At 63.9% G+C, this 17,355-nt stretch carries 15 protein-coding genes; 2 read left to right on the forward strand and 13 right to left on the reverse strand.

Annotation, left to right across the window (positions count from 1 at the left end):
- Positions 1–213 precede the first annotated feature (213 nt).
- The gene (mftM, locus tag CH278_RS12315) at positions 214–1,041 is read left to right on the forward strand and encodes a mycofactocin oligosaccharide methyltransferase MftM (protein ID WP_094622019.1); all 828 of its coding nucleotides are present in this window, start codon (positions 214–216) and stop codon (positions 1,039–1,041) included.
- On the opposite strand, the gene CH278_RS28225 is transcribed toward mftM, so the two are convergent.
- Genes CH278_RS28225 through moaA form a run of 3 tightly spaced genes read right to left on the reverse strand, consistent with a single transcriptional unit; the run spans position 955 to position 3,654 of the window.
- Entirely contained in the window at positions 955–1,404 is a 450-nt protein-coding gene (locus tag CH278_RS28225) for an HNH endonuclease signature motif containing protein (protein WP_143536245.1), read from the reverse strand. The genes mftM and CH278_RS28225 overlap by 87 nt on opposite strands.
- The gene (locus CH278_RS12320; protein WP_094621995.1) at positions 1,349–2,599 is read right to left on the reverse strand and encodes a molybdopterin molybdotransferase MoeA; all 1,251 of its coding nucleotides are present in this window, start codon (positions 2,597–2,599) and stop codon (positions 1,349–1,351) included. Before CH278_RS12320 ends, CH278_RS28225 begins: the two co-directional genes overlap by 56 nt.
- The gene (gene moaA, locus CH278_RS12325; RefSeq protein WP_094621996.1) at positions 2,596–3,654 is read right to left on the reverse strand and encodes a GTP 3',8-cyclase MoaA; all 1,059 of its coding nucleotides are present in this window, start codon (positions 3,652–3,654) and stop codon (positions 2,596–2,598) included. Before moaA ends, CH278_RS12320 begins: the two co-directional genes overlap by 4 nt.
- A 217-nt stretch (positions 3,655–3,871) precedes the next feature.
- Between moaA and CH278_RS12330 the strand changes: the two genes are divergently transcribed.
- On the forward strand, positions 3,872–4,924 hold the full coding sequence (locus CH278_RS12330) for a helix-turn-helix domain-containing protein (RefSeq protein WP_094621997.1): 1,053 nt from the start codon (positions 3,872–3,874) through the stop codon (positions 4,922–4,924).
- A gap of 24 nt (positions 4,925–4,948) precedes the next feature.
- On the opposite strand, the gene CH278_RS12335 is transcribed toward CH278_RS12330, so the two are convergent.
- From CH278_RS12335 to CH278_RS12380, 10 genes are all read right to left on the reverse strand, one after another.
- Positions 4,949–5,938, reverse strand: coding sequence for an NAD(P)/FAD-dependent oxidoreductase (locus CH278_RS12335; RefSeq protein WP_094621998.1), 990 nt, complete (start codon positions 5,936–5,938; stop codon positions 4,949–4,951).
- Positions 5,935–6,249 (reverse strand): ferredoxin, encoded by a 315-nt coding sequence (fdxA, locus tag CH278_RS12340; protein WP_027496268.1) that lies wholly within the window; start codon positions 6,247–6,249, stop codon positions 5,935–5,937. The genes CH278_RS12335 and fdxA overlap by 4 nt, the downstream gene beginning before the upstream one ends.
- Before the next feature lie 37 nt (positions 6,250–6,286).
- Positions 6,287–8,467, reverse strand: coding sequence for a molybdopterin-containing oxidoreductase family protein (locus tag CH278_RS12345; protein WP_094621999.1), 2,181 nt, complete (start codon positions 8,465–8,467; stop codon positions 6,287–6,289).
- A 119-nt stretch (positions 8,468–8,586) separates the two neighbouring features.
- A complete protein-coding gene (locus CH278_RS12350; protein WP_032365661.1) occupies positions 8,587–9,267 on the reverse strand; it encodes a MadR family response regulator transcription factor in 681 nt (226 codons plus the stop codon).
- Positions 9,264–10,616, reverse strand: a complete 1,353-nt coding sequence (locus CH278_RS12355) for a MadS family sensor histidine kinase (protein WP_032393370.1) — start codon at positions 10,614–10,616, stop codon at positions 9,264–9,266. The genes CH278_RS12350 and CH278_RS12355 overlap by 4 nt, the downstream gene beginning before the upstream one ends.
- Positions 10,613–11,800, reverse strand: a complete 1,188-nt coding sequence (locus CH278_RS12360; RefSeq protein WP_027496264.1) for an iron-containing alcohol dehydrogenase — start codon at positions 11,798–11,800, stop codon at positions 10,613–10,615. Before CH278_RS12360 ends, CH278_RS12355 begins: the two co-directional genes overlap by 4 nt.
- 186 nt (positions 11,801–11,986) lie before the next feature.
- Positions 11,987–13,504, reverse strand: a complete 1,518-nt coding sequence (madC, locus tag CH278_RS12365) for a MadC family VWA domain-containing protein (protein ID WP_094622000.1) — start codon at positions 13,502–13,504, stop codon at positions 11,987–11,989.
- Positions 13,501–14,538: a MadB family AAA-type ATPase gene (locus CH278_RS12370; protein WP_048319847.1), complete on the reverse strand. Its 1,038-nt coding sequence runs from the start codon at positions 14,536–14,538 to the stop codon at positions 13,501–13,503. The genes madC and CH278_RS12370 overlap by 4 nt, the downstream gene beginning before the upstream one ends.
- An 82-nt stretch (positions 14,539–14,620) precedes the next feature.
- A complete protein-coding gene (gene mdo, locus CH278_RS12375) occupies positions 14,621–15,892 on the reverse strand; it encodes an NDMA-dependent methanol dehydrogenase (protein WP_027496261.1) in 1,272 nt (423 codons plus the stop codon).
- A gap of 198 nt (positions 15,893–16,090) precedes the next feature.
- Positions 16,091–17,323, reverse strand: coding sequence for an MFS transporter (locus CH278_RS12380; RefSeq protein ID WP_094622001.1), 1,233 nt, complete (start codon positions 17,321–17,323; stop codon positions 16,091–16,093).
- Positions 17,324–17,355: the final 32 nt, after the last annotated feature.

Raw genomic sequence — 17,355 nt, forward strand, 5'->3', positions numbered from 1 at the left:
AACGGCCATCGAGGTTTCCGACGGGTCATGGCGCAGGAACTGGTCGGCCGTCGCGATCAACCGTCCAGTCGGGTAGGTACCGGCCCGTCCGGCGTGCGGGGTGAGCGGCGTCCGAGCGGACCGACCAGCGGTCGATCCGAGTTCTGCCGCGGTTCGCTGTGGAAAGCTGACCTGAACAGAGGGTCACAGCAGAAACGACAGAAGAAGACTTACATGACCGAGATCGATGCATTGGCACCCGGACCCGACGGGGTCTGGGCTCATGAGAACGTCGTCGTCCGGCACACTCCCGGGCTCCGATTCGACGCCATCCGTGCAGGATCGACAGTGCAGGTCAACCACTGCCTCGCTGCGGGCCAGATCGGTGAGGGCCTCGTGCCGCTCATCACCGAACAGGCGCGCCATATCGGGCTGTCTCAACGCGAGTTCGAGCACGTGCTGGTCGGCATCGTGCGCACCACTGTCGCCGATCCGGTCGAGGCATGGACGACGTACTACCGAAACTCGTTGGATGACCTCCTCTCCGGTCGAGCAGAGTTCGCTCCTGTGCACGAGCGTGCCGCCGCGTCGGTCCGCGGTTCGGTACTCGATCTGGGTTCGTGCTTCGGCTTCTTCCCATTGCGGCTGGCTATGCAGGGTTGTTCGGTCACCGCGACCGACCAGTCAGCGGGAACCATGAATTTGCTCGCGACTGTCGCTCCGCACCTCGGCGCGAGACTCGACACGGCAGTGTTCGATGCAGCCCGAATCCCGTTCGACGACAACAGTGTCGATACTGTGACAGCTCTGCACCTGCTCGAACACGTCGATGCCGAGACGGGCTCTGCCATCGTCGCGGAGGCACTCCGGGTGGCGCGCTTCCGCGTCGTCATCGCGGTACCGTTCGAGACCGAGACCACCGTCTGCCACGGACACATCCGCACGTTCGACGAGACGGCGCTGGCCGAGCTGGGATTATCGACGGGGAAGCCCTTCGAGACCTCGACCTTCCACGGCGGTTGGCTCGTGATCGACAAGACGACGGCACCACAACTCGTCTGAACAGTCTCGATACCGCAGGCATGGGATCCGCGGGACTACTAGAACGGTGGTGCTGCGTCGGCTTCCTCGTCGCTCGGTTCTGTGTCGGCTTGTCGGGTAGGTCGGGGTAGGCGATGATGCCGGATCGTCTGGGTTGGGTGGGGATGTGTAGCCGGCGGTTTTGACGCTGTGGTGGTATTCGCAGAGGCATTGGAAGTTGTTGACGGTGGTCCAGCCGCCGAGTGGATTGGCGTGGTCGAACGGGATCACGTGGTCGATTTGGCAGCGTGCCGCGGGTCGGTGGCAGCCGGGGAAGCGGCAGTGGCGGTCATACGTACCGGCCCGGTCTCGATGCCGTACGTGAATCGAAGGTCCACGCGGGATAGTGCCCTGTTGCCTGTGGGAGTGAGTCGCATGGGGGAACGACGACCATTCCGTTCGCGGCTGCCAATGCTCTCATCGAATGTGACTGCGTGACCTCGGCATCCGCGCCGTCGATGAATCCCAACAGAACCCGAGGTGTGCTCGACGCCGAGGTCACGTCGCCGCGGACCCGCACAGTTTTCACCGTTCGCTCTGCCGCCGGATCCTGCAGAGCGGATGCCACGACCGGCCGGACGAACAGTTCGTACGAGATCAGCGCACTCACCGGATTTCCGGGCAGGCAGATGATCGGTATTCCATCGAATCGTCCGCAGCCCTGCGGTTTTCCCGGCCTGACCGCAACCGAGGCGAAGGTGACGTCGTGATCCGCCAGCGCAAGCCGGACCACCTCCTCGGTTCCTGCGCTGATTCCACCGGTCGTGATGATGACGTCGGCTACCGCAGCGCAGCGGGCAAGGGCCGCTCTGCACGCCTCCACATCGTCGGATACCGCCGATTCGAGGTGCACATCGGCACCACACCGCAGCAGATCGGCTGCGATCATCGGAGAGTTGGCGTCGAAACACTCGCCGAGCGTCGGAGTTTCTTCAGCACAGCGGATTTCGGATCCGGTGGACAACACAGCCACGGTCAATGTCGAACCGATCCTGACATGCGTTCGTCCGAGTGCCGCAAGCAGTCCGACCTGAGCGGGAGTCAGCACCGTACCGGCCCTGATGGCCACGTCACCGGCATCGAAATCCGAAGCACGACGGCGGATGTTGCTCTTGGAACCACTCGAACAGATGGTCACCGTATCGGAACCGAACGACGTGACGAATCCGCTGGTCTGTTCGACAGGCACCACCAGATCGGCCCCTCGCGGAAGTACTGCTCCGGTCATGATCTGTACACATTCACCCGGCGCCACGCTCAGCTCGGTACTCGACCGCCCGGCGACGCTCCGCGCCGAGACGGTCAGTGTGGCCGGCAGTCGTGGGGAACCGATCACATCGGTACGGCGCACAGCGAACCCGTCGACTGCAGAATTGTCGAACGCCGGCAGAACGCGCTCGGCAACGACATCCTCGGCGAGAACTGCGCCGACCGCAGATCCGATGGGTACCGCCCGAACTTGGGCTGCCAAGCCGAGATCTGCTATCGCACAACGGTGTTCGTCGACCGAACAGGTAGCCGAGTTTACGGTCCGCCTCATCCGCCGATGTAGGACATCTCGATCCGCTCGCCGGCCGGGGTGTCCCCCGATCCCGCTCGCAGTTCGGAGTATCGATCGTCACGGCTGTTCCAGAGCGCCGACAACCGCGCCACGAGAGCATCCTGCGATGCCCCCGAACGCAGCAGTGCGCGCAGATCGGTTCCCGCTGAAGCGAACAGGCACGTGTACACCTGCCCGTCCGCCGACAGCCTGGCCCGAGTACAGCTGCCGCAGAACGGTTTCGACACCGAGCCGATCACCCCGATTTCTCCGCTCCCGTCGCGATACCGATAGCGCGTCGCGACCTCGCCGTCGTACATCGACTCGATCCGCTCGAGCGGATGGGCTGCCCCGATGATGTCGACAATGGAGTCGACGTCCGTCACCTGCGCCATTTCCCACCGGTTCGTCGCCCCGACATCCATGTACTCGATGAACCGCACGACGATACCGGTCCCTCGGAACCGTTCGGCCAGGTCGAGAATCGAATCACCGTTCACGCCCCGTCGCACCACCACGTTCACCTTGACGGGTGACATCCCGGCGCACACTGCCGCGTCGATACCGTCGAGCACGGTCCGGACGGGTACGCGCGTGTCGCTCATCCGCGCGAACGTCGTCGGGTCGATCGAATCCAAGCTGACGGTAACGCGTTTCAGACCGGCCGCGTACAACGATGCGGCCTGGGCTGCGAGCAACGACCCGTTCGTGGTCATCGCAAGATCGACGCCGTCGATGGCGCTCAATCGTTCGACCAGCGTGGCGATTCCGGCCCGCAGCAACGGTTCACCACCCGTCAGACGGATCTTTTGGATGCCGATCGTCGCGGCGGCCTGCGCCACTCTGACGATCTCATCGAAGGACAGCAGCCTGCCGGTGTCGAGGAATCGGTGATCGGGACCGAACTCGGCTCGAGGCATGCAGTAGACACAGCGGAAGTTGCATCGGTCGGTGACCGAGATACGGAGATCTCGAAGTGCCCGCCCCCGAGCGTCCACCGTCCCCGAACCGAGGTCGGTCGGATGGTTGCGCACTGCTCGAACGGGATCACCCACGGAGTAGTCCTTTCACTCGGTCGAACACCAGAATCGCGGACGGCAGGGCCTCACACTTGACCGCGCGCGCCCGGTAGTTGACGTGCAGCGACCAGCGCACGACCCTGCCTCACGACTTTCCGGCAAAGTTACGAACAGTGAATCAACCGGAAACATTGCGGGTTAATCTCGAAGAAAGCTCCTGCATCGCCGTGAGCGTCTACGACAAGGGGTGCCCATGCTGTCTCGATCCGGATTCTCCATTCCGACTCGAACGACCAGCCGCGGCGACTGGTCCGACATGTTGAACGAACACTTCGTCGCCCTGGACGTAGCCGACGTGGCGGACAGTCGATTCACGGGAGCCGTCCGATCGATGTCTCTGGCGCACCTGCAGGTGTCGACTGTCCGATCGACGACTCAACGCATCGCGCGAACCGACTCGCTCATCGAGAAGGACCGAATCGAATACGTTCAGATCGGGATGATCCGTCGAGGCCGCGCGATCGTGGTGCAGGACGGACGCGAATGCGTGCTCTCCCGCGGCGACTTCGCCATCTACGACACGTCTCGTCCCTTCGACTGGATCATCGACGGTCACCCCGACGACGATCAGTGGGAGCTCGAAGTCTTCACCTGGCCCCGTCACATGCTGCGACTCGACGAGCGTGAATCCAGCGACCTGACGGCCATGGCGTTCGACGGCTCGGCCGGTTTCAGCGGCCTCCTCAGCCGATTTCTGCACGACCTGGGGTCGACCCGGTCGACGCTGGGTACGGCGGGCGCACAGGCCATCGCGGACGAGGTCGGAGATCTGGTCAGCGTCATCGCGAGGAACACCACCACCAGCCCGGCGCTGGACTCCCCCGGCACCGCCCTGGTTCGGACGGCGCAACGCTATATCGAGGAACACCTCGCAGACCCAGATCTGTCGCCCAGCACGGTCGCGTCGGCCATGCTCGTCTCCACCCGCCAACTGCACCGTCTGTTCGCGGCAAGTGGCACTACGGTGGCGCGCAGCATTCGGGTCAAACGGCTCGAGCGCTGCCGACGCGAGATCATCGCCAGCGTCGCGGTGGACCGCTCGCTCGGCCAGATCAGTCGGCGATGGGGTTTCGCGGACTCCGCAGTGTTCAGCCGCGCCTTTCGCGAGCAGTACGGGATGAGCCCGCGTCAGTACCGCGCGGCCGCGTGCGCGCAGTCCGACGACCCGCGAGCGGTCACTCGCCCGATGTGGCCGAGCGACCGTGAGCAGCCCGAGGTCGGCACTGCTCACGGTCCTCGTCGGTGAAACTGAGCTCCTACGGGTCTCTCGTCAGTGGAGCGAGTCACTCGAGTGGCCGGGCACGATCGCTGCCGAACCGTCGACCAGCGGGGCGATGTGATTCACCGCTGTCGCGGCCTCGGCGAACCCGACTGCGATCAACTTGACCTTGTCTTCGTGTCCGGCGACGTCGCCCGCCGCGAAGACTCGCCTTCGGCTGGTGCGCATCGTCCGTCCGACGGCGATATCGCGCTGGTACTTGTCCAGTCCCCACGTGGCGATGGGGCCGAGTGCGGCCTTGAACCCCAGTGCGGCAACAACACTCGATACCTCGAGCTGTCGACGGTCGACTCCGGTGCCGTCGACGATCGTCACCGATTCGACGGAGTCCACGCCCAGGATTTCCTCCACCTCGAACGGCGTGAGGACATCGACACCGGACCGCTCCAGCAAACCGAGGCTGTGAGCGTGGGCCCGAAAGTCGTTGCGCCGGTGCACCAGTACCACCGATTTCGCGATCGGCTCCAGGCTCAACGCCCAGTCGACTGCCGAGTCTCCGCCGCCGACGATCATCACCCGTTCGCCGGCGAGATCATCGAGTTTGGGCACGAAATACCGCAGGCCACGGTCGTGGAACTCGGCTCCGGCCGGCAATGGCCTCGGCGTGAACTTACCGATACCTGCGGCCACGAGAACGGCCTTGCCGACGACGGTCTCGCCCTTGTCCGTCGTGACCCGCACGAAGTTCTCGGATTCCTCGAGTTCGGTCGCCACGTGTCCCATGAGGTACGTCGGCTTCGCCTGATCCGCCTGTTCGACCAATGCGTCGACCAGATGTTGCGCCTTGATCGCCGGAAAACCGGCGACATCGAATATATTCTTCTCGGGGTACAGGGCCGCCAATTGCCCGCCCGGATGGGGCAGAGCGTCGATCACGGTGACCGTCATGCCCCTGAAACCCGCGTAGTACGCACCGTACAGCCCGGCCGGTCCGGCACCGACGATGATCAGATCACTCTCGGAAACCGTTGCGGCACTCACTTCTTCGCCACTTCGTCGATCGAGGGATGGTCGTGCCCAACCGGGCCGAGATCTTCCGCGCCACCGGAAGCATCTGCGTCCTCACAGAATTCGACGGCGATATCGACGAATTGCTTCTGTTCCTCCGGAATCTTGTGCTCCCAGAAGATGGCGTCGTTGGGACAGGCGGGCATGCACTTGCCGCAGTCGACGCACTCGTCGGGATTGATGTACATCATCCGAGCGCCCTCGTAGATGCAGTCGACGGGGCACTCCTCCGTGCATGCCTTGTCGAGCAGGTCGATGCACGCTTCGGTCACGACGTAGGCCATATCGAAATCCTCTTGTTCGTAGTAGGAGAAAGAGTTGTCAGGCGTCGAGCGCTGCGACCTCGACGAGGGTGTCGGAGAACGTCGGAGCGTTCCCGAGGTCGGCGAACACCGTCGGATTGAGTGAGGCCGGGGTCGACAGAGACAGCATGTTCTTGCGCCACGCCCCCATCGCACAGACGGTGACACCCTGCATGACCGACTTGTCGAGTTTGGCAACGACGGTGAATTCGCCGCGATCGTTGAAGACTCGCACCATGTCACCCGAAGCAATTCCCCGCTGTTCGCCGTCCACAGGGTTGATCAGCAGCGTCGGTTCCTTCTGCACTTTGCGGTGCATGTCGAGATTGCCGAAGCTCGAATTCAGGTACGCATGCGATTTGGGCGTGAGCAGATTGAGTGGATACTTCTCTGCCAGTTCGGGATTGGTCCTCGACGACTCGCGCGGCGGGATGTAGTGCGGGAGCGGATCCACCGGTTGTCCCGGCTGGTGATCGTTCGATCCCTGCCGGAACAGCGGCAGCACGAAGTTGCCACCCGCCGCCGCCGAGGACAGAAACTCCGTCTTGCCGGACGGCGTCCGGAAATTGCCCTCTGCGTGCGGTGCGTACTCGTCGGGGCCGGGAAGGTTGAGTCGCTGCCACCCGAGCTTCTTGAGCGAGTCGATCGTGATGCCCTCCATTGCCGGGGCATTCCAGTCGTAGGAGAGGGCGAGGAGTTCTTCATCGGTTCGGGAGAACACCGGTTCGGTGAAGCCCATCGCTGCGGCCAGTCGGCGAAACAGCTCGGTATTGGGGACGGCCTCCCCGAGGGGCTCGATCGACCGGTTGTTGTACGTGACGAACAGGTGGCCCCAGGAAAAGTTGATGTCGTCCTGTTCCAGCTGTGTCGTGGCGGGCAAGATGATATCGGCGTAATCGGCTGTGTCGGTGATGAAGTGGTCGCTGACGACTGTGAACAGATCCTCTCGGCTGAGCCCGTCGATCATGCGCTTCTGATCGGGACACACCACCACCGGGTTGGAGTTGTACACCATCAATCCCTTGAGGGGCGTATCCAAATTCAACCCGCCGGTCAGCGCCTCACCCAGCTGATACAGATTGATGACGCGTGTACCCGGAGTCTGCAGATCCGTCTGCAGAAACTCGGGCCAGTTCACCGGAAACGCCCACAGCGGCAGCTGCAGGATGCCGCCGCCGGGCTTACGCCATGCTCCCACCAACGACGGTAGACAGGAGATGGCTCGGACGCTCTGCCCGCCACCTGCACTGCGCTCGATGGCGACGCCGATCCGAATGACGGAGGGCTGACTCTGTGCGTATTCCCTTGCCAGCGTGTAGATGTCTTCGACGGGAATGCCCGTCTCCTCGGACGCCCATTGCGGGGTGTACTGCTGCACCCGCTCGGCCAATTCGTCGAAACCGATGGTGAAGCGTTCGATGTAGTCCGCGTCGGTCAATCCCTCGTCGATGATCACATGCATCATCGCCAGGGCGAGAGCGCCGTCGGTGCCCGGACGAATGGGGATGTACCAGCTCGCGGCCTTGGCTGTTCTGGTCTTGATCGGATCGATCACCACCACCTTGGCCCCGCGTTTCTTCGCCTCGGCTATGTACGGCCACAGGTGCAGGTTGGTGCTCATGGTGTTCGCCGCCCAGATCAGAATGAACTTGGAGTGGACGAAACTTTCGGGGTCGACGCCTGCCGTGTCGCCCACCGTCATCGCGTAGGCCGTGCACGAGCCGGCATCGCAGTAGGTGCGCTCGGCAACCGTCGCCCCGAGTCGGTTGAAGAATGCATCCCCGACGTTGAGACCCTGCGTGATTCCCTGGGTGCCGAGGTAGTTGCACGGCATGATCGCCTCGGGGCCGAATTCCTCGGCGATGGAGGTGAATTTCTCGGCGATGGTGGCCACGGCCTCGTCCCACGAGATCCGCTCGAACCGTCCCGAGCCCTTGGGCCCGGATCGCTTGAGCGGGTACAGCACTCGGTCCGGGCTGTAGACCTTGTCGAGATAGTTGTCCACCTTCACGCAGAGGCCACCGTTGGTGTACGGGTTGGTCTTGCTCCCGCTGACGCTCGTCGCCACCCCGTCCGCGACGGTCACCACCATCGAGCACGAATCCGGACAATCCTGCGCACACGCTCCGAGAACGGTGAGTTCCGTCGGGCGGTCGGCCGGGGCGTCGTGTGAGCGCGTATCTTTCTGAACAGTCGTCATGGGTGCTCCTCGGCGTGGATATCACTGGTATGTGTTATCCGTAGCCTGCACCGCGAGGACGCTCCCGACAGGACGCCGAGCGCCGTCTACTTTGCACTCTGTGCCCGAAGGCTCATCGCTCAGATCAATCCCTGTTTGCTCGCGGCATAGACGGCCTCGGCACGGCGGGACACCGCAAGTTTGCGCATGATGTTGCTGACGTGAAACTTCACCGTCGTCGCCGAGATGAACAACCGCGTTCCGATCATGTTGTTGGACAGACCCGTTGCCAGTAGCCGGAGCACTTCGAGCTCCCGCTCGGTCAGCCGCTCGATGCTGCTCGGTGTGCCGTTGAGAGAACGAACGACGGCCGACGCGCTCCGGGAATCGAACGCACTCTCACCGCGCGACACCGCGCGGATCGCGCGAACCAACTCGGTGGTGTCGACGTCCTTGACCACATATCCCCGGGCACCGGCATGCACGGCCTCCACCACCAGACGATCGTCGAGGAACGTCGTCAAGACGAGTAGACCGATTCCGTTGTGTGCCTTGGACAACTGCGCACACAGGGCGAGACCCTCGTAATCGGAGCTGGCAGAGAGCTTGAGGTCCATCAGCACGATGTCGGGTGTGACCTGAGCGACGACGGCCAACCCCTCCTCTCGGGTCGACGCCTCCCCCACGATCGTCAGATCCGATTCACGCTCGAGTACCGAACGCAGCCCGTCGCGCAGGATCGCGTGGTCGTCGACCAGGACGATCCGAACCCTGGGCGGCGCCGCCTGAGGCGAACCGTCTCGTACCGCTGTGACGCTCATGCTGTGCCCTTCGTGGAATTCGGGTCGAGCGGTATACGCACTGCCACTCGCACGCCCCCGGTGCGGGCACGGCGGATCTCGAAGACCCCGCCGTGTTCGCGGGCGCGCGCCGCCATGTTCGCCAACCCGCGGTGGCGGCCGTCGACGTCGGTGGACTCGGCCATGTGTAGCATCATGCGCAAGTGCGCCGGATCGCCGTCACCGTCATCGGCAATCGACAGCTGTACCTGATCGAGCGAATAGCTCAATCGAAGAATGGCCCGGGATGCATGTCCGTGCACTGCAGTGTTGAACAACGCCTCTCCGGCGATGCGGAGCAAAGCATGCTCGCATTCGCTGCTCAACTCGACGGGAGTTCCCTCCACCCGCAGCGAGACCTGTAACTCGTCGGGCATGTGGACCACCGAAAGCTGTTCGAGCATTTCGGGAAGCGACGTTCGGTCGGCGTCCTGAGGGTGATTGAGCGCGTAGATCGCCGACCGCAGCTGATCCACTGCCCGACGCGTCAGATCCTTGGCCAGATCCAGCCTGTCACTGCGCTCGTCGGCCGAGATGTCGCTGCGACAGACCTCGATCTGCATACCGGCCGACAACACGGCCTGGGTCACGCTGTCGTGCAGTTCGCGTGCGATGCGATGCCGTTCGTCGTCGAGCACCTGATGCCGATGCGCGGCACCCAGTTGTCTTTGCGTCAGCAGGAGTTCGGCATTGCGGGCGGCGAGGTCGGCCGCCGTTCGATTCGCCTCGGCGTAGGCATTCTCGGTGCGCTCGAGGAGTTGTCTTCGGCTCTGGAACAGAGCCGAATTCTGCAGGGCCACCGCAGTTTGGCTGGCCAGGATGCTGAGCACCGCGGCGTCGGTGGCGTCCAGCACCCGTTGCTCACCGGTCCACGCTGCAAAAGCGCCAACGACACCTCCGTCGTACGCGATCGGCACGAAGGCGTGATGGGCGGAGATCACCGGGGTCAGCCCGTCGCCGCACGTCGACTGTCGGATCGACTCGAGGCAGTCGACGACGTCGTCCGGCAACGGTGGCCCTTCGACGTTGTCGACCAGAAACGGTGTGGCGTCGGGTCCGAGTACCAATCTGCGAGGACCGGCGTCGGGGAACGCCCCGTCGGCGAGAGCGAACACGACCCAGCGCGCACTCAGATGGGCTCGTGCGGCCTCGGCCACAGCACACACCAGCGTTTCCGGACCGTCGACCGTGCGCACCAGCGCTCGCGAGATCAGTTCCAGCGCATAGACAACGCGTTCCAAGCGTTCTGCCGCGCCGCGATACTGGGGGTAGAACGTGTTCTTGCCCGAACGCAGTCCCGTCAACAACGAGAGGTCGGGTCCGGTTGTCACAGTGCGGTCCTGAACAGATCGACCATCTCGCGGTGCGTGGCCGAGCGCGGGTTGGTGGACATGCACGCATCGCGTAATGCGTTGGTGGCCAACACATCGAGATCGGACTCGCTGACGCCGATCTCGGCCAGGCCGGCGGGAACACCGACCTGACGAGCGAGGCGGTCCACTCGATCGGCCACGGCCATGGCGGCCTCCTCCGGCCTGGCCCTGCCCTCGGGTAGCCCGAGACTCGTCGCGATGGCCACGTACGGCAATGGATCCTCGGCAGCGTTGAAACGAATGACGTGTGGCAGCAGCACGCCGTTGATCACGCCGTGCGGGAGATCGAGCAGCCCGCCCACCTGGTGGCTCATCGCGTGGGTTGCACCGAGTATCGCGTTCGTGAATGCCAGGCCGGCTTCCAGACTCGCCTGCGCCATCGACCCTCGTGCAACCATGTCGGTCGGCTCGTCGATGGTGCGAGCCAACTGTGACATCACCATGGTGATGGCTCGGAGCGCATGATGGTCGGTGAGCTGGTTGTGGCCCAACGACACGAACGCCTCTATCCCGTGCGTCAGAGCATCCAAACCGGTTGCGGCGTTCAGCCATTCGGGCATCGTGGTGAGCAACATCGGATCGATTACCGTGATGTCCGGTACCAGGGCTCGGCCGAGAATGGTGATCTTCGTCGAGCGCGCAGTATCGGTGACGATGCAGAACTGCGAGACGTCGGCGCCGGTGCCGGATGTCGTGGGCACCATCACCAGAGGCGGGATCGGCCGCGTGGCCCGATCCACCCCCTCGTAGTCGAGGATTCGACCGCCGTTACCGGCGAGGACGGCAATCCCCTTCGCCGCATCCATCACCGACCCTCCGCCGATCGCCACCAACACGTCGCAGCCGAAGTCCGCGTAGTAACCGTGTCCGGCCTCGATTTCGACGTCCTTGGGATTGGGCGTCAGTGCGCTCCAGACCTGGGGCTCCAGCCCCTGCGCGAGAAGGAGGTCGACGAGCTGGCCGGCCCAGCCACTCTCGATCAACCCGGCGTCCGTGACGAGCATCGGCCGTACCCCTCCGAGACGACGCGTCGCATGCGCTACCTCGCCGAGCGAATCCGGACCGAACACGATCTCGGGCGCATGGAACTTGAGGACACGTGGCGTCTCGGCTCGGCTGCGCCGAGTATCGAGATCGTGCAGCGCCTTGCCTACGTTCGCAGTAGCTGCCTGGTCCACCGTTCACACCCTCGCTGTCCTTCGATCCGAACACGAACCGGACCTGTGATTCAGGTTACAACCTTACGAGCGCAGACGGTCCGTTCCCACCAGCACCGGGCCAGGTTCCTACCTACCCGATCGGGCAGGTAAGCGGTGTGACGGGTCGGGTCATGACAGCGCATGCCCCAGATCGGCGGCCTGCGCCGCCAACTGTTCCCCGTCTCGTGCCACCACCACTCGATCGCAGAATGGCTCGTACTCCTCCATCGAGCACGCGGCCTGCGCCCAGTAACGACGAGCTTCGGGAGTGATCCAGGCGATGCGGTGCACCTTGGACCGAATCTTCTCCAACGCATCGAGTCCGGGCGGCCGTCCGTTGCACCGACCGTCCCCCACGATGATCACCGCGGTGCGCTTGTTCAACACCTCCCCATGCGAGTCCAGCAGGTCCGCGAAGGTCCTGCCGTAATCGCTGCTCGCTTCGAGGTCCAATCGCGCATCTGCGAGTACTGCAGCCAGAGCACCGTCGCCCGTACTCCCGAGCAAGGTGGTCGTCACGTCCACCGGAGAATCGACGAAGCCCATCACAGTGCAGCGATGCGCACGCGAGTGCATCGCCTGGGCAAGTCTGAGCGTGAATGCGGTGATCGGGCGAACGGACAACGAGACGTCCGCCAGCACCAACAATCGAACCTTGTCCGGAACCGGTGTCCTGGTGACCAACCGAAACGGAATGCCGTCCGTGCGCAAGCTCGACCGAACCGTGCGACGCATGTCCAGCGGGCCCCGAGAGTGTTCGCGAGGCCGAGGCCGAGGAGTCCCGCGCATGTGCCGCAACACTTCGTGACTTGCGCGCTCGATCTCGGCATGGCTGTCGATCCCCCGCCCTGCGCCGTCGACCGGCACCGGTGACGACATCGTCCCGGTCAACTCACCCAGAGCTGCGACGAAGGCTTCGACGGCATCGGTGATCCTGTCCAACATCGCCGCGCTCAGCGGCCCGGAATCTCCGCCATCGCCGTACACGCTACTGGGATCGTAGGCATCGAACCATGCCAGGATACTTGCCGGATCCTCCCAGTTCAGTTGCCCTGCAACCGCTCCGCTCGTGCTCGACGCCAACTCCCCTGCAGCCGTCGAACCGGAACGCTCCAGATCGACGGTGTAGGTCACGCCCCGTCGACCCATGTCGCCATCGGTATCGATGGACAGATCGTGATCCTCCGACGACAGACTGATGTCGTCGTCGTCCTTGTGTGGGTTGAAGCCCTTGTCGGCCTCGGGGGCGTCGAGCAGATCTCCGATCTCGACGGCACGCTCGTTGTATTCGGCGTACTTCGCCGCCTCCTGGTCGGCTCCCACGTCGAGATCGGTCGGGAGGCCGCCCGCCACCTGCGCGCCGACCGGCGAAGTGTGGTCGTGGACAACAGCGTTCGAGCCGACTGCGAACAGCGAGTCGAACGCGAGATCGAATCCCTGCTGTTCGTGATCGTACTTCGCGCACGTGGCGCGTAACGCCGCGCGTAGAACCGTCAGGTCACCTGCCCCCAGGAGCCCGAGCACGCGTCGGACTTCGATGACCTCGGCCGGCGACGCCGCCACTCCGAACCGCCGCAGCGTCCGGCCGAACACTGCCGACAGCACGTCGAGTACCACCGACGGAGCGAACGGCTCGACCGCAGTCATCGTCGAATCCCGATGCCGCCCTTGTCCCGTCCACCATGACCCCGGAACGCCGTCGCAGTCGTGTTGACGACGGCTCCGAGAGATGGTGCTGCAGAGGCTGTCTCCGTCGCCGGGCCTGCCATCGCGATCTTCATGTCCGAGGAGTATTTGACCAGCGCGGCGAGCAGATACTTGCGGGTGTCCTCCGTGTGGCCGAGGACCGACGCGATACGAGCCGCGTCGATGACCTCCGAGATCGATGGGCTCTTGCGCAGCGGCAGCGCCCGCAGTTCGGTTGCCAGCGCCACGATGTCGGCTGCGACCCGATCGGGTACCTCCGGAGCGCGGGCGGTGACGATCTCCCGTTCCCGTTCGGCAGAGGGGTAGTCGAGATGAAAGTGCAGGCAGCGGCGTTTGAGGGCGGAAGACAGCTCGCGAGTGTCGTTGGAGGTCAGAATGACCCACGGATCACTTCGTGCGGTGAAGGTGCCCACCTCGGGAATGGTCACCTGCTTCTCGGCGAGCACCTCGAGCAGCAGCGCCTCCATGGATTCCTCAGTGCGGTCGACCTCGTCGACGAGAAGAACCACCGGCTCCTCGGACAGGATCGATTCCAGCAGCGGACGCACCGAGAGGAACGGCTCGGAATACAGGCCGAAGTCCTTGGCGGCGAGCATCTTCGAGGCGTCGTCGATGTCGGTGACGTGCTGGGTCAGCGCACCGATGTGTTCACGCAGCATCTGCACGTGCAGAAGTTGTTTGGCGTAATCCCACTCGTACAGGGCTCGGTTGTCGTCGAGCCCCTCGTAGCACTGCAGGCGCACCAACTTGCGGCCGCTCGCCGCAGCAAGCGATTTGGCCAGCTCCGTCTTTCCGACACCCGCCGGTCCTTCGAGCAGCAGCGGGCGATCGAGCGCTGTCGCCAGATGCACCACGGTCGCCAGGTCGTCGTCGGCGATGTAATCCTGCTCGGCGAGCGCCCTCCGCAGGTCGGCAGCGTCAGTGAATCGAACGGTGTCGGTGTCGTCGCTACGCACTGTCGACAGCGAGGTCATGTGTTTCCCTTCGTAGTGCGGCGGAGCCGCAGTGGTGCGGTTATGCGCCGCCCGGGGCACATAACCGCACCACTGCGCAGCATTAGTACGACTCGTTGATCGCGTGCGAGACGACCGGAATCATCGACTCGACGGTGACCTCGCGGGGGTTACCCGGGGTGCACCAGTCTTCTTGGATGTGCTCGGAGATCTTGAGTACCGACTTCTCGTCACCCTTGATCACGTCGCCCTTACCGGCGTACTTGCCGGTGTTCATCCGGTTCTTGTCGTACGTCGCAGAACGGATCGACCCGAAGTTGTCGGGAATGCCGACGTCCTTCGCGAGCCTGATGGCGGCTTCGACTGCGGCGTCGGCCGCCTGGACGGTGGTCATGTTCTTCGTGTCGACGCCCATGGCCACGGCGATCTCCGCGTAGCGCTCGTAGCGTGAGGGCAGGTTGTACTCCCACACGCGCGGCAGAGCGATGGCGTTGTTGAGGCCGTGAGCACTGTCGTAGAACGCACTGATCGCGTGGGAAATCGAGTGGATGACACCGAGTCCGCCGGAGTTGAACGCCTGCGTGGCGATGTACTGGGCGTTCATCATGCCCTCGCGAGCCTTCAGATTGCCTGGGTCGTAGACGGCCTCGCGAAGGTGCTTGGACACCAGGCCGATCGAGTAGATCGCGTTGCCCAGCGACGGCGCGAAATCGAGACGCGACACGTACGGCTCGGCACCGTGTGCCAGAACGTCGAAGCCACAGAACGCGGTCCATTGCTGGGGGCAGGTGTAGTAGAGCAGCGGATCGTCCAGTGCCAGAGTCGGTGTCGACGCCTCGTCGAAGGCGAGCCACTTGTGCGGCTTCTCCATGTCCGAGGTGTCGGTGATGACGTACGCCCAGGACGTCTCGGAACCCGTTCCGGCGGTGGTCGATACGGCGATATGCGGTGGGTTCTGCTTGTTCGTGGACTTGGAGAATCCCTCGAACTCGTTGATGTTGCGGCCGTCGTGGGCAACGACGACGCGGATGCCCTTGGCCGCGTCGTGGCTGGAGCCGCCACCGACGGAGATGACGCTGTCGCACTTCTCCTTCTGGTAGAGCGCGGCACCGTCCATGACGTTGTAGTCCTTGGGGTTCGACTCGACCTTGTCGTAGAGAACCACCTCGACGCCCTGGTATTCGATCTTGCCGATCAGTTCCTCGATGATCCCGGATCCGCGCAGTCCGGTGGTGACGAGCAGGGCACGCTTGAATCCGAGTTCCTTCGCCTCGACGCCGATCATGTCGTGAGCGCCGACCCCCAGCTTGGCGCGGGGCAGCGGGTGAAACTCCTTGATGGGGAATTCCCAGATCTGATTGAGCTCGATTGCCATCGGTGTCTCCTCGGTGAGTGTGGTCAGGAAACGCCTGGGGTGTGTGATCGGCGTCTCACTGATGACCACCATGGCCGCACCGAGAGGAGATCGGAACACCTGCAGGGCAGAACCGTTCCAACACCGCTGCCGGACTATCCGATTGGGCAGTACATGGTGCCCGTCCTCGGGAGGGGAGATCGAGGAGTGATTGCTGCGCTATCGATTTCGTCGCTGCACAACCGAGAACCCGACGACCGAGATCAGTGCAAGAGCTATGACGAACGCCCCGTACACCTCGACCGTGGTGCTCAATCCGAGCCGATGCACGGCGAGACCGGCGATCACCGCAGGCAGGCTGAAGGCGAGGTAGCTGATGACGAATGTCGTGGCGAACACGCCACCTCGCTCCGCAGCGGGGACCAACGAACCGAGCGTGCGCATCGCACCGAGAAACGTTGCTCCCCAGCCCGATCCTGCGACGACAGCGCCGACGAAATACAGCGCGACCGAGCCGATTTCGACCGACACCAAGGTCAGCGCGACGCCGCTTGCGAGCACCGACGCGCCGATCATCATCACCGTGCGAGGAAGCCCGTTGCGCACGACGACAGCTGCTACCGAGCCCGAGGCGAACAGCGAGAAGATCTCCAGGCCGCCCACGATGTGGTTGTCGATACCGAAGACGGTGCCGATGATCGACGGGCCCAGCGAGAGGTGGAACCCGCCGAGCGACCAGGTCGCGAACAGGGCAGGGGCAATGACCACGAACGGTGCCCGCACCGACTTCGGCAGCGAGGCTCGCGGCAGCAGGGTCGACGCCAGGTGACGTCGGGAATCGAAGCCGCGCATCGCCGACGTCTCCGGCACGAACAGCAGGGCCACGGCCAGTACTGCCGCGGCGGCGATCAACAGGGCGAACACGAGAATTTCGGGTGCCGGCGCCAACTGCACCAACAACCCGGCCCCGATTGCGCCTGCCGCCAGACCGAAGGAGGGGGCGACGCTGTTGAGCAGCGGGCCGGTCGACACGGTGGGCTGCAGATCGATGATGGCCGCACTCATGGCACCCGTCGCCGCGCCTGCGGCGATCCCCTGAACGACGCGAGCAGCGATCAATACCGGAACACTGTCGGCCACGATGAACAACACCAGACTGACGATCAGCAGCAGCAGTGACGCGACCAGGATCGGTTTGCGTCCGATGTGGTCCGACAGACTTCCCACCGTGAGCAGAGTCAGCAGCAGCGCCAGCGCATAGACGGCGAAAACGACCGTGAGGGTGATCGCGCTGAACCTCCACGACTGCTGGTACACCGGGTACAGCGGCGACGGTGCAGCCGAGGACGCCATGAGCACGATGAAGGCGACGCCGACCACCCAGAAGGCATACCGATGCGGAATCCGCGCCGCTGCTCTGCCCTGTACGTCCCGCGTGTCGACACCGACCATGTGCTCATTCCCTCCACTGCAACAACCGTTAC

The organism is Rhodococcus sp. 05-2254-5, from assembly GCF_002258575.1.
GTDB classification, from domain to species: Bacteria; Actinomycetota; Actinomycetes; order Mycobacteriales; family Mycobacteriaceae; genus Rhodococcoides; species Rhodococcoides fascians.

What these genes read in the sequence shown, in the direction of transcription:
- mftM (WP_094622019.1), top strand. Translation starts at nt 214, where the DNA reads ATGACCGAGATCGATGCATTGGCACCCGGACCCGACGGGGTCTGGGCT.
- CH278_RS12320 (WP_094621995.1), bottom strand. Translation starts at nt 2,599, where the DNA reads ATGAGGCGGACCGTAAACTCGGCTACCTGTTCGGTCGACGAACACCGT.
- CH278_RS12330 (WP_094621997.1), top strand. Translation starts at nt 3,872, where the DNA reads ATGCTGTCTCGATCCGGATTCTCCATTCCGACTCGAACGACCAGCCGC.
- fdxA (WP_027496268.1), bottom strand. Translation starts at nt 6,249, where the DNA reads ATGGCCTACGTCGTGACCGAAGCGTGCATCGACCTGCTCGACAAGGCA.
- CH278_RS12345 (WP_094621999.1), bottom strand. Translation starts at nt 8,467, where the DNA reads ATGACGACTGTTCAGAAAGATACGCGCTCACACGACGCCCCGGCCGAC.
- CH278_RS12350 (WP_032365661.1), bottom strand. Translation starts at nt 9,267, where the DNA reads ATGAGCGTCACAGCGGTACGAGACGGTTCGCCTCAGGCGGCGCCGCCC.
- madC (WP_094622000.1), bottom strand. Translation starts at nt 13,504, where the DNA reads ATGACTGCGGTCGAGCCGTTCGCTCCGTCGGTGGTACTCGACGTGCTG.
- CH278_RS12370 (WP_048319847.1), bottom strand. Translation starts at nt 14,538, where the DNA reads ATGACCTCGCTGTCGACAGTGCGTAGCGACGACACCGACACCGTTCGA.
- mdo (WP_027496261.1), bottom strand. Translation starts at nt 15,892, where the DNA reads ATGGCAATCGAGCTCAATCAGATCTGGGAATTCCCCATCAAGGAGTTT.
- CH278_RS12380 (WP_094622001.1), bottom strand. Translation starts at nt 17,323, where the DNA reads ATGGTCGGTGTCGACACGCGGGACGTACAGGGCAGAGCAGCGGCGCGG.